General features: G+C 48.9%; 8 protein-coding genes. 2 read left to right on the top strand and 6 right to left on the bottom strand.

Features of this window, described 5'->3' with window-relative positions:
• Positions 1-277: 277 nt before the first annotated feature.
• Positions 278-3,550 (top strand): PAS domain S-box protein, encoded by a 3,273-nt coding sequence (locus K9N57_03810; GenBank protein ID MCF7803292.1) that lies wholly within the window; start codon positions 278-280, stop codon positions 3,548-3,550.
• Positions 3,551-3,953: 403 nt separating this feature from the next.
• Entirely contained in the window at positions 3,954-4,199 is a 246-nt protein-coding gene (locus K9N57_03815; GenBank protein ID MCF7803293.1) for a hypothetical protein, read from the top strand.
• 9 nt (positions 4,200-4,208) lie between these two features.
• On the opposite strand, the gene K9N57_03820 is transcribed toward K9N57_03815, so the two are convergent.
• The 6 genes from K9N57_03820 to K9N57_03845 form a co-directional block, all read right to left on the bottom strand.
• Complete coding sequence (locus tag K9N57_03820) at positions 4,209-5,285, bottom strand: galactose mutarotase (protein MCF7803294.1); 1,077 nt, start codon at positions 5,283-5,285, stop codon at positions 4,209-4,211.
• Positions 5,286-5,364: 79 nt separating this feature from the next.
• A complete protein-coding gene (gene xylB, locus K9N57_03825) occupies positions 5,365-6,921 on the bottom strand; it encodes a xylulokinase (protein ID MCF7803295.1) in 1,557 nt (518 codons plus the stop codon).
• A gap of 162 nt (positions 6,922-7,083) precedes the next feature.
• A complete protein-coding gene (gene xylA, locus K9N57_03830; GenBank protein MCF7803296.1) occupies positions 7,084-8,418 on the bottom strand; it encodes a xylose isomerase in 1,335 nt (444 codons plus the stop codon).
• A 288-nt stretch (positions 8,419-8,706) separates the two neighbouring features.
• Positions 8,707-9,756, bottom strand: coding sequence for an alcohol dehydrogenase catalytic domain-containing protein (locus tag K9N57_03835; GenBank protein ID MCF7803297.1), 1,050 nt, complete (start codon positions 9,754-9,756; stop codon positions 8,707-8,709).
• Between the two features lie 356 nt (positions 9,757-10,112).
• Entirely contained in the window at positions 10,113-10,946 is an 834-nt protein-coding gene (kduI, locus tag K9N57_03840; protein ID MCF7803298.1) for a 5-dehydro-4-deoxy-D-glucuronate isomerase, read from the bottom strand.
• Positions 10,947-11,005: 59 nt separating this feature from the next.
• On the bottom strand, positions 11,006-12,274 hold the full coding sequence (locus tag K9N57_03845; protein MCF7803299.1) for a DUF4861 domain-containing protein: 1,269 nt from the start codon (positions 12,272-12,274) through the stop codon (positions 11,006-11,008).
• Positions 12,275-12,815: the final 541 nt, after the last annotated feature.

Raw genomic sequence — 12,815 nt, forward strand, 5'->3', positions numbered from 1 at the left:
TGGAGATACCCAGTACCCGAAATTCCGTTGTATCATGGTTGTCCGGTTAAACCTGATACCATACCAGGACGCCAGAACTGTTGAGTATATCAAAAATTATACCGAACCGTGTGGGGAATTTTATATAGTTTCTCGAGAACAACATTATTATACTTGACTTCAAGAGGTTTTTTTTGCTACAGTCAGGTTGGTTTGCTTTCAACATTAGTTGCAACAGCGATTGATCATTTGAATACCTGGAAGGCATCACAGTTGTCTAACGGCCCGCTATAGATCAATGAAATTATCGTCTCTAAAAACCAAAACGTTTCTGTATCCTTTCGGTTTTTCCCTGGTTGTCGGAGCATCGCTCTGGATACTCGATACCGTATTGGATATGGTATATTATTACGAAGGTCCCTTTCTGGATTTGCTGTTTTACGAAATTCCCCCACATGAGATTTATGTTCGCCTGCTCATCTTAGGAGTTTGCGCAGTAGCTGGGGCAATACTCGGTGTATATCAAATTCTCTGGCAAAACAGGCTTTACCGGGAGCAATTGTGGTACTCTCAAACCCTGCACAGTATTGGCGACGGCGTGATTGCGACTGATACGGAAGGACGTGTCACCTATGTAAACAGGCAGGCAGAATTGTTAACAGGTTGGAGTTCCTCAGAAGCCAAAGGGCTTCCCATTGCAGAGGTATTTCAGGTCGTTAATGAAGAGACAAAATCTCCGGTGGAAAATCCGGTGGGTCGCGTATTGAAAGAGGGTCGTATTATCGGCCTGGCCAATCATACGGAACTGTTAGCAAAAGATGGCCGGCGCTTGCCTATCCTGGACAGCGGATCTCCGATTAAATACGAGGATGAGATAGTTGGAGCCGTGCTGGTATTTCGGGACGATTCCGAGCGACGGAAAAAAGAGAAGGCGATTCAGGCACGTGAAAAGCGGCTTGCAACATTACTGCAGAATATCCCCGGGATGGCTTATCGCTGTATTAATGATCAGCACTGGACCATGCAGTTTGTCAGTGACGGATGTAAATCCCTGACGGGATACCAGCCCCTGGATCTTATACAAAACACTACCATCTCCTATGCAGAATTGATCCAACCAGCTGACAGGAACATAGTCGAAAAAAAGGTGCAGGAAGCTATCCGGAAAGACGAGCCCTTTGAGGTCGAATACCGTATTCAAACCAAAGATGGAGTCACAAAAACCGTCTGGGAACGTGGCCGACTCGTGGAAAATTCCGAGGGCCATCAGATACTTGAAGGTCATATTTCCGATGTAACCAAACGCCGTGAAATGGAAACCCGTTACCACAGCCTGTTTACCAGTATCTGGGATGCGATACTTATAGCGGATACCCATCGTAACATTATTGATTGTAATCCGGCGTTTGAGGAGAAATTCGGGTACTCACTTGAGGAGCTCCGGGGACACAAGACAGAATACATCTATGCTGACCATCAGGAATACCGGATACTGGGAAAAGCGATTCAAGAGCACCAAGCGGATCGGGAATTGCGAGTGACTGTTAATTATCAGACCAAATCCGGGGTAATCTTTCCCGGAGATACCGGGGTGTATTTTCTCAAAGATGAGCATGGAGAGATGACGGGATTTATCGGCGTAATCCGGGATGTCTCTCAAAAAATGGAATCAAAACAGGCTATTTTTGAGAGCGAAACCCGGTTCCGGAAGATCTTTGAGGAAAGTCCGGTAGGGATGGCTATCCTTAACCAGGAATTTCATTTTGAGGCGGTAAATAAGTCCCTGTGTGAAATGCTGGAATATTCTCCGACTCAACTTAAAGCCCATGCGCTTCCCTCAGTCGTCTTGCCTGAAGACCGTGAGAGTACAACCGATATTCTCCGGAAATTATCGCAACACGAGCCTTTTTCCAGACAAATTGAAAAACAGTACGTTACCGATACCGACAAAGTCGTCTGGGGAAAGACTACGCTGACAAACTTGTTTTCCGGCTCAGAACAATCGGAATACTTGGTGATGATCGAGGATGTGACTAGTCAAAAACAGTCCGAATTAGCCCTCCAGCAATCCCGCCGGGAGTTGCAGCAGATTCTGGACAATCTCCACGAAGGTATTTACCGGATGAGTTATGACAATGAAATCCTCTTTGCCAATGACCGGATGGCCCAGATGCTGGGATACGAGTCGGCGGATGAGATCATCGGAAAGCGCACCGATGATCTGCCATTCACACCGCAGCTCTCGCACGAAAAATTCCAGCAAATACTCCGGGAAAAGGGTGCGGTCAGAGATTTTGAAGGCACCTGGGTTCATGATCAGGGGTGGCGTGTTGAAGTATTAGAGAATGCCGTCGAAGTTACCGATGAAGCGGGCAATCCGATATACTATGAAGGTACCGTGAAGGATATCAGCGAACAGAAGGAACTGGAAAAACAGTTGATTCAGTCCCAGAAAATGGAGGCACTCGGCCAAATCGCGGGTGGTATCGCACACGATTTTAACAACGTCCTCGCTGCAATTAACAGTGCACAGGAAATTCTGAACGTTAAAATTCAGGATGACAATCTCCGGAAATATCTCCAAATCATCCAATCCAGTGTTGACCGCGGAAACACTGTTACGAAACGGATGCTGACCTTTACCAGGCCCGCCGATCCTGAAACCAAAGCCATTACTGTCTCCGATTTTTTGTATGAGATCAAAGAGATTGGTGCCCATACCCTGCCGAAAAATGTGAATATCCGTGTGAAGATTGCGACTGAGGAGGATCGGATCTGGGCCGATCCCGCACAATTGCAGCAAATACTGATAACGATGTGCATCAACGCGGCCGACGCCATGCCGGACGGCGGAACCATCACCCTGCAAGCCATTTCGGTATCTTCGGGAGAAATCCCTTCCCATGCTGCCTCACCAAACTCGGACTATCTCGGCATTCAGGTGATTGACGAAGGTATAGGGATGGATGCAGAGACGCAGGACCGCATATTCGAGCCGTTTTTCACCACCAAAAAGTCGACGGACGGTACAGGATTGGGGCTTGCCATAGTCCAGAGTATTATCCGAAAAAACAGCGGATGGATCACGGTTGAGAGCCAGCCCGGTAAAGGGACCACTTTTACACTCGGACTGCCAAAAGCGGCTCCCCGGGATCTCCGGGAATTAGAACTGGATGAATTACCGGAGCAGGTTCCCTACGGAGTGGGACAACATATTCTGTATATCGAAGATGAAGCCTCGATACGGGAGTTAATGCGGGAAGCGCTTACGAACCTCGACTACACCGTTGCACCGGTCTCAAATGCATCTGATGCACTGGAGTATTATAATCACCACTCAGATACTATCGACCTCATCGTGACGGATATCGGACTCCCGGATATGCATGGCAGAGAATTAATTACTCAACTCAGAGCGACAAACGCAGGACAACCGATTGTGGCTGTGACGGGATACGTCAGAGACGAAATTGTGTCGAGTTTAGAAGCGGCAGGAGCAACCCGAGTATTTCAAAAACCGATTAACATCAAAAGACTTGCCCGAGTCATCGACGAGCTCATTCCCGAATAATTTCGCACCACCTTACCGTAAATAGACCATCTTCCTGACGTCCGTAAATTGCGGGGTGAAAATCCGGTAGAAATAGACACCGGCGCTTAAAAGTCAGCAATCTTAGTTTGACTCATCCATGGATAGATAAAAATTCTGGTTTGCATTTGCGACGCAATTTATATCTGTATCGACAAAATGATGCCTCACTCGAACAACTTATGCAACGAGACACAGAAATGACCATTTGCTCATATTGATACTATATAAAAAATCATATGATTTTATTTTTACATATTATTATGTCGTTTGGAGTTTTATTAATTGACAATTCGCACATATGTATTATATTTATGCGTAGTAATGAATATATGACCACACAGGAGAGCTAATTGTAAGCAAATCCAAACCTGAGTGAAGTGTTATGTCGATACAAACAAAAAACTTCAGAGTCCAATACAGAAATGTGCGAATCTGGAACCGGCCGGAACTAGAATATATTCAGGCAACCAGCCCGGAACGAGCATTTCTACAGTTCGTGAAACGCCGTCAGGGTGAAAACTGGCAAAAAGATGAAATCCTTGCCAGGTCGCTCTGCCTGATCATCGATGAGTCGGAAGGAGAGACCTTTACTCCCGGCGATTTTGTAGCAGTCCCGGAATGGGTATAGGACGCGAGACTACTTCCGAAGCCCGAACCGGTAGATTGTAGTCTGGGTATACATTTCGCCGGGCAATAATTCCACAGAGGGAAAATCCGGCTGATTCGGCGAATCCGGGAAGTGCTGTGTTTCCAGAGCCAACGCGCTGTGTTTCTCCAAATCTCTGCCTTTGGAAAGATGCATCCCCTTCAGATAATTGCCGGAGTAAAACTGCATCCCCGGCTCGGTAGTCCAGACTTCGAGCATCCGCCGGGATTCCGGATCAGTAACGCGCGCTGCCATCGTTGATGCGCCTGGTTCGGGTTTATTCAGGACCCAGTTATGATCGAAGCCACCATTGGCGTAGGTAATCTGCTGATCGTTCGCGTCAATATCCCTGCCAATGCGCTTTGGTTTCCGAAAATCGAAGGGTGTGTCGTCAACGGGCTGCATTTCACCGGTGGGGATCAGGTTCTCATTAACCGGCGTGAAGGTGCTTGCATTAATTGTCATTTCATGGTCCAGCACAGTCCCCTTCCCCGCGAGATTCCAATAAGCATGGTTTGTAAAATTCACAATCGTCTTCGCATCGGTCGTGGCCTTGTACTCAATGCGTAATTCATTTCCGTTGGTCAGGGTATAAAAGACCGTCGTCTCCAGGTTCCCGGGGTACCCTTCCTCCATATCCTCGCTCAGGTATTTTAGCTGTAGAGCAACTCCTTCCTCTGTTTCCATCGGCTTCGCATCCCATATTCGCTTGTCAAAACCGATCTCACCACCGTGAAGATGGTTTGAGCCGTCGTTTTGCGCCAGTTCGTAAGTCTGGCCGTCCATCTGAAAACTTCCCCCATCAATCCGGTTAGCATACCGACCAATAAGCGCGCCAAAATAGGGGTTATCCCCATGGAGAATGGCTTCCATGGCATCCTGCCCCACAATTACGTCGGCAAAGTAGCCTTTGGTATCGGGAATCATGGCAGAAACAATAGTGCCCCCGTAATTCGTAATCTCCACCGTAATACCGTCCGCATTCCGGAGGGTGAACAGGCTTACTTCCGTGCCGTCTTCGAGTGTACCAAACGGTTTTTGAGCAATCGATGGTTTACTTTCTGCCATAATATTTGTGCTCCACTTTTAGGAGTTTAATTTCTGTACTCCGGATCAAGAGAGAGCCAAGCCTGCCTTCGCCCTGTTCTCACTGTTCCATTTGTTCCCGAAGTGCGAATGGATCTTTACCATCCTTACCTCGCACCCGCAGGCTGAGCGCCCGGAACAGTTCTTTCTGAATGTTATGAATTTCCACATACTCAGGAATGGGTGTTTTCCGGTTTTGCTCATCAAGGATCACATACGGTTCCACCGCTTCCTCAATGGTTTCCGGCGTACTATTTTCTTTTTTCCAGGCCCAGGAAGCGTGTACGGCCGCTCCCAGCGCCGCACCTTCACCCTGCACCGGGACGGTTTCGGCGTTAAACACATCTGCGATGGTCTGGCACCAGGCCGGAGACTGAGACATGCCGCCGGTCAGACGAATTTCGTCAACCTCGATGGGCATTCGGCGGAATCCGTCGTAGAGGCTCAGGATATGGCCTTCCAACACCGCACGGCTCAGGGTTTCTCTGGTAAAATCGTCCAGGCCAAATCCAAAATAGATCGGTGCTGCCTGCGGCACATCCGGAGTCCGCTCGCCTTCGTACCACGGAATCAAAAGTTTCCCGCTGTTACCAGGTTCGGTCTCGGAGACGATCTTGTTAAATTCATCATGGGATATTTCGTGTAAATTCAGAATCTCGTTATACCCGTTTGCCAGATTAGAGACGCATAACAACGGCAGGTAATGGCCGGTACTGTCGCAGAAGGCAGCAATTTCCCCGGTGGGATCGACGTACGGCTCCTCCATGAATGAGTATGCCGTCCCGCTGGTGCCCAGGCTGACGGTCACGAGTCCGGGTGTAACGTTTCCGGTCCCAATGGCGCCGTACATGTTGTCTCCGCTGCCGGCATCAATCCGGCAGTCCGTGGAAAACCCAAACCGTTCCGCCAGAGATGGCGAAATGTCACCGATGGTTGCGTCGGATGGCTCCACAGGCGGCAGTTTATCCCGAAGGTTCGAATCAATCGCCTGGATTACCTTCCCAGACCACTCTCCGGTCCGTGGGTCCCAGAGCGCTATGCCAGAGGTGTCCCCGGGTTCCATTACCCGCACGCCACCGGTCAGGTACCAGTTGATATAGTTGTGTACCAGAAAGAGCGTTGTTGTCTTCTTGTAGCGTTCAGGCTCGTGTCTGACCATATGGAAGATCTTGGCCGCCGTGTATCCGGTGCGCTGGCTGTTCCCGACCTCCTCGATCATTGCATCCAGGCCACCGATTTTCTCAGTCAGAATTTCGCACTCTTCCTGGGTGGAGAAATCGTTCCAGAGTTTGCTCGTGGGACGCGTCAAATCGCCCTTTTCATCCAGCGCAACCAATCCGTGCTGCTGACCTGATACAGATATACACCGAATTTCCTCAACCGGGATATCAGTCTCCGTCAACTCACCGAATACCCGATCCACCGCCTCTAGCCACATATTCGGATCGGATTCGGAGGCGCCGGTGGGCAGTCCCTGGATAACGCCGTTTTTCGTCTCGTATTCCGGCAAATCGTTATCGTAATTGACAGCGGTAACGAAAACAACATCTTTGGAATCGTCATCAATGACGACCAGCTTACAGCTCTGGGTGGAAACATCAAGACCGGCAAAATACATGGTTATTAGTTTCTCCTCACTTTAGGAGTTTGGCATATTCCATCACTGTAGTTTCGCCTTTGAATAAAATTCAAAGGCTTCCAAAGTTAGCCTCGTAATCTCATTACGAGGCGTAAGCAATCCGAGAGTATACCTTATGCCTTAACCCTATTCCCAATCCGCTCAGATATACTGGTTAACGATGCTTTCGTACAACTCCTGTTTGCCGCTCCGTTTTTCCGGCTCGCCGATGTCGTGCGCCATTTTTGCCAGAGATTCCAAATCCAGATTGCCTTTTTCAAAGGCGGCGCCGTCGCCGGAGTCGTAACTGGCGTAGCGCTCTTTGAGCATCTCAGGATATTCTGACTCGTTCAGGATGCGATCGGCCACCAGGAGTCCTCTCGCCAGCGTATCCATGGAACTTATGTGGCTGATGAAGAGGTCTTCCAGGTCAGTAGAGGACCGGCGAAGTTTCGCGTCGAAATTCATTCCGCCCGGAGCAAGACCGCCGGAACGCAGCAGGACGAGCATCATTTCGGTGGCGTCATAGATATTGTGGAGGAATTCGTCCGTGTCCCAGCCGACGTGCATATCGCCCTGGTTAACGTCCAGGCTGCCTAGTAATCCGGCATCCGCTGCCGCCTGGATTTCGTGTGCAAAAGTGTGACCAGCCAGCTGGGCGTGATTGTTTTCAATATTGATCTTAAAGTCGTCTTCCAGGCCAAATTCCCGGATAAAGTTCACGACCGCGGCCACGTCGAAATCGTATTGGTGCTTGGTGGGCTCCATCGGCTTGGGCTCGATGAGAAACTGCCCCTCGAAGCCGATCTTGCGGCCGTAATCCCGGGCTTTTTTCAGAAAGGTACCAAGATGCTCCCTCTCGCGTTTCATATCGGTATTCAGCAACGAATAGTAACCTTCGCGGCCGCCCCAGAAGACGAAGTTACTGCCGCCGAGCGCCACCGTTGCATCCATCACTGTCTTCACCTGCGCTGCCGCGTGCGGAATCACGTTAAAATCCGGATTCGTCGCCGCGCCGTTCATATACCGGGGATGCACAAACAGCTGCGCCGTGCCCCACAACAGATTCACACCGGACACTTCCTGCTTCTGTCCTGCCAGCTCGGTCAGCGTTCTCAGATTCTTTTCAGATTCGGCGACTGAATCTCCCTCCGGCGCCAAATCGCGATCGTGGAAACAGTAAAACGGAACACCGAGTTTGGTGAAAAATTCGAACGCCGCATCCAACTTCTGCTTTGCAACATCCATGGAATCATCACCCTCCAGCCACGGATAATCCATGGTGGGATCGCCAAAGGGATCGTCCCCGGTACCACAGAAGGAATGCCAATATGCCACGGCAAACCGAAAGTGCTCCTTCATGGTCTTACCTGCAACGACTTTCTCCTCGTCGTAATACTTAAACGCCAGCGGATTCCTCGATTTTGGTCCTTCATACTGAATCCGCTCAATTCCCTGAAAATATTCCCGGTTTCCAATGGTGACTTTGGTGGACATAATTCAGCACTCCTCCCGTATGGAAATTACGGGCTTTATTTGCGGAAAAAGCCCGGTTAAAAGATATATTTGCTGTCTCACATTAATAGAAGTGTAACCCTTGGCTATCTCATGGTTGCGAACAATCCTGCGATCAGCAAACCACAAGTAATGAGCATAGAAAAATACGATTTTAGCAAAGCTAATCCAACCAATTCTTGTTTTCTGAATCGGCAAAGCAGGTCTATTACAAGTTTACAGCCACCACTTATCAGAGATAATTTTTACAAATATGCGCAAGGAAGGGCTCTACCCATTTACTTGCAGCAACACCTTCATAAATTTTTGTGGGGAGGCTTTAAGTGCTGTAACCGCATCCTGTATTTCCGATATCAGGTATTCTGCAGAAACAAGTGACTCCGGATTAATTTGTCCGGCTTCCATTGCAGCTATGGCTTCGCGAAATTCCCCATGTGTCACCCGGGATGTGATCAGGGATGCTTCCTTTAGAACTAATTCTTTTGTAAGGATCTCCGATGGCTCGTTGCCGAGGCCCAAAACGCAAACCGTTCCGCCGTTCCGGATGCTCGAGATGGCCCCCTGCACCGGATTAGAGATCTCCGGCATTTCTTTGGCGTGCCCCACCGATTCGAACGCAATATCCACACCGTGTCCGCCTGTTTTCTCCTTGATTAATTGCAGAGGATTTTCGTTCTGAGCGTTAATGGGGATAACATTATCGTTGAATTCGGCGGCGTGTTGAATCCGCTCTTCGATGACATCTATGGCAAAGATGGGTTCGTTCGTTTTTGTCCTGGACGCCTGGAGGATACACTGTCCCACACGACCGACACCCCAAATTGCCAGAGAATCTCTGGCAGTAACCTGGGCCCGGTTCGTGGCATGAAAGCCGATGGAACAGACTTCCACCAGCGCGGCATGCCGATCTGAAACCGAGTCGCCCACCGGAAAAGCCATTGCGGGATCAACAGCCACATACTCCGCAAATCCGCCGTCCATATCGATACCGAGCAATTTCAGGTTTTCGCACGCCGGATAGTGCTCATTCCGGCAGGGCAGGCATTCCCCACACCAGATAATCGGATCAACGGCGACCCGGTCACCGGTCTGGAGCGTGGTGACGTTGGCTCCGGTTTCTACAACCGTCCCGGCGAATTCGTGGCCCAGTATCAACGGCAAAGACGTACGCTCCGTAAAATTCCCCCCAAACACATGGAGATCCGTCCCACAAATACTGGCGTATCCGACTTTCACCAGGACCTGGTCTTCATTGGTTTCCGGCGTGGGTACCTCTTTGTACCGAAACTGGCCGTATTCAGTGAGGACTGCTGCTTTCATATTGGATTCCTTTTCAATTTTACACTAAATCTGTTTTGCATTTATGAGTTCACTATAAAAAGGTGCTAAAACCCCACAAAAGTTAATAATACTTCGAATACCCCGCCATATCCCATGGGGATCCCGATGGGGAATGACGGGACTATTCAAATTATTTGGGTTCATGCCAGCAACAAAATTAAGTTTATCAGTATGTACTTTACAAGAAGACTCATGAATCATTCAGGTTGGGCACACTCATCCTTTTATCCCTCTCTTAAATAATCCACCAAGATCTGTGGTCTTTTTTATAATAAAAAAACACCGGAGCCCTGCATGGACTCCGGTGCATATGGTTTCCGTATTGTGGATTAACCTCAGGACAAATCGTTCAGGTCAATTAGATCCATATCGTCGAAGTCCTGGTTTTCGCCGCCCATGGCCCAGACAAAGGCATAGTTCGATGTTCCCGAACCCCCGTGGAAGGACCATTCAGGTGAAATCACGGCGTCGCCGTTCCGCATCACCAGCGGACGGACTTCGTCCGGTTCGCCCATCAGATGGAATACGACGTTATCTTCATCGACGTCAAAGTACATATAGACCTCCGAGCGCCGCAGATGGGTATGTGCCGGCATGGTATTCCAAACGTTGCCGTCGGCCAACTCTGTGTACCCCATGACCAACTGGCAGCTAGGGATCCCGTCCGGATGAATCATCTGGTATAGCGAACGGGTGCTGGCGTGTTCCTGGTCGCCGAGTTCCACCAAATTCGCTTCCTCTTTTGTGCCCTTCTGCGTTTCATATTTCTTATGGGCGGGATAGCTCATGATGTAAAACTGCGCCGGATTCGCCGCATCTTTGCTGTCAAATTTCACCTCTTCATTTTCCCGGCCAATGTAGAGAATTTCTTTGTTGTTAAGTACATACTCTTCCCCGTTGACCGTGACAGTGCCGGTATTGCCAATGTTGAACACTCCGACCTCGCGACGCTGGGTGAAATAATCGGCGGACAGATACTTTTTGTTCCCCTCCAGCTCCAGAGTTTTACCCGTAGGAACGGCCGATCCGATCACGGCGCGATCGGTAAAGGAATAGGTTAGGTCAATCTGTCCTGGGTTGAACATCTCGTCCACCAGGAAATTATTCCGTAGCTCCTCGGAGTTCATCCGTTTATATTTTTGAGTATCCACCGGATATCTCATATTCATTTCCATAAACAATCATCCTCCCGTTTTCTTTTCATCATTTTCTTTAATTCATACAATCGTTAGTTCAGGTTTACACTAATTGGATTGTTCAGCTGCTGTAGTGTTACATTCAGGTATTCCAGAAATTCCGTCTTATTCTTCACCCCGTTTGGCTCCTTCTCCCAAGCTGCGCCGAAGTAGAAGGACGCCATATTGTCTTTCGGTTCCATCACCAGATAGTAATTCAGGTCGTCCTGGGTAATTTCCTTCACCGCATCTGTTCGATAAAAGAGTACCATCCCCAGTTTTTCGTCTTCCATGGTCTGGGTGCCGTAAGTTGCGAGATAACGCCAATCCGTATCAGCTGTGCTGCGCATCTCCTCTACACCGTGTTTCACGAGTCCGGCGCAGAACTGGTTTACATTGTCAGACACCTGGACGGTATGATTCGTCAGCCGACTGCCTGCGGCGATGGAGAGCCAGGATGTGACATCGTATGAATTGCCTTCAACCTGGACACCGTTATAGTCTAGACGGAATTGGGAGTAAATTGAACCGTCGGTAGTAATTTCTGCAGAGAGATCCTCCACGTCCGCTAATTTATAGGGGGAGCCATCTTTCCAGATGCCAACCGACCCCACGCCAAAGGCATCACCGACGCTCAGAATATCCATCCCCCAGGGCGCCATATGGTGATATCGTTCAAAGTCGTGCAAACCAACGGTATCCAGCACCATATCGGTGACTTTCTTTCCATAGATGTCGATGGCATTCCGATGATCCAGGTAGAGGCGATAGCCAACTTTATCGGATTCCCACCCGGGACCTTCCATACGGTAATACGTGCTGTGATCCGTGTGCACGTCGGGGACTTCGACCTTGGTTACGTCAACAAAATCGCCGCCCTCATACACCTGCTCGGATTCGTTCCATTCTCCCCCAGTCTTCTCAGCCAATACTGCCTGGGCTCGATCAGTATATTCCGGCGGTTCTATTGTCTCCGTGGAATACCGAAGCGTAAATGTTTTCTGTTCATTTGGCTGCAAATCCGTGAGGAACATGACCGATTCGCCTGTTTTTCCTTTACCGGGGATTAACTGGCTGGGTACATCCGCAGTACCGTCAACAATGACAAACGATTCCGGATTAAAATCGGGCGCTTTTGCTTTGATCTGTTCCACACCAATCTTAACGGCGGCGTCTGTCCGGGCGACATCTGCCGGATTGGTTGCCGTTACCGTCACCGCATTCGGATAATCGCCTGCAAACGGATCGCCATCAGCGCATCCGAACAGCATGAATACACCAAATATCATGAGACTTAACATCAGAATAGGATTTTTAAACATCGGCCGCTCCTTGTTATTTTTAAAGTTTCTCCATAAATCCGTTACCATATTATTGTATAAATCAGTGTTTGAGTGTTCCGGTAACGGCGTGTTTTAGTATTATCGTGTTAGAGTGTTATAGGTAAAACGACCATTGGGTTTGTATCCATATTCCATTCGCCCGGTTCCAGTTGAGATAATGAACGTCTGTCAATGTGACTTCATTGTTTGCCGTGACCACTCTTGTGGATTTTCCACCTGAACCAATAACACAACTCCACCTCCGTCCTCTTCCTCTTTTAAAGAATAAGAGGAAACACCACTTCTCACCGGACTTCACACCTCTTCCTCTCCTGTAAGTTGGAAATCCCGAGGTGTTTTCGGGTAGAAGAAGAAATAGAGTGTGAGTTGAGTCAGGTTAAAATCAGGTTTTTCGCCTTTCGTTCTTCTCCTTTCCTTTGAAAATCGATTATCTCATAGAGTTTCCGAGAAGAAGATTAAGGGTAATGAAACTCCTCAACAGTAACACCTTAACACTATTACACAATAACACTGGAGTTTC

The sequence above is a fragment of the Candidatus Neomarinimicrobiota bacterium genome (assembly GCA_021734025.1).
Classification (GTDB): domain Bacteria; phylum Fidelibacterota; class JAANXI01; order JAANXI01; family JAANXI01; genus JAANXI01.

Bases quoted from the DNA above. Each gene is read 5' to 3' on its own strand.
- kduI (MCF7803298.1), bottom strand. From the start codon at position 10,946: ATGAATATGAGATATCCGGTGGATACTCAAAAATATAAACGGATGAAC.
- K9N57_03845 (MCF7803299.1), bottom strand. From the start codon at position 12,274: ATGTTTAAAAATCCTATTCTGATGTTAAGTCTCATGATATTTGGTGTA.
- xylA (MCF7803296.1), bottom strand. From the start codon at position 8,418: ATGTCCACCAAAGTCACCATTGGAAACCGGGAATATTTTCAGGGAATT.
- K9N57_03820 (MCF7803294.1), bottom strand. From the start codon at position 5,285: ATGGCAGAAAGTAAACCATCGATTGCTCAAAAACCGTTTGGTACACTC.
- K9N57_03810 (MCF7803292.1), top strand. From the start codon at position 278: ATGAAATTATCGTCTCTAAAAACCAAAACGTTTCTGTATCCTTTCGGT.
- K9N57_03815 (MCF7803293.1), top strand. From the start codon at position 3,954: ATGTCGATACAAACAAAAAACTTCAGAGTCCAATACAGAAATGTGCGA.
- K9N57_03835 (MCF7803297.1), bottom strand. From the start codon at position 9,756: ATGAAAGCAGCAGTCCTCACTGAATACGGCCAGTTTCGGTACAAAGAG.
- xylB (MCF7803295.1), bottom strand. From the start codon at position 6,921: ATGTATTTTGCCGGTCTTGATGTTTCCACCCAGAGCTGTAAGCTGGTC.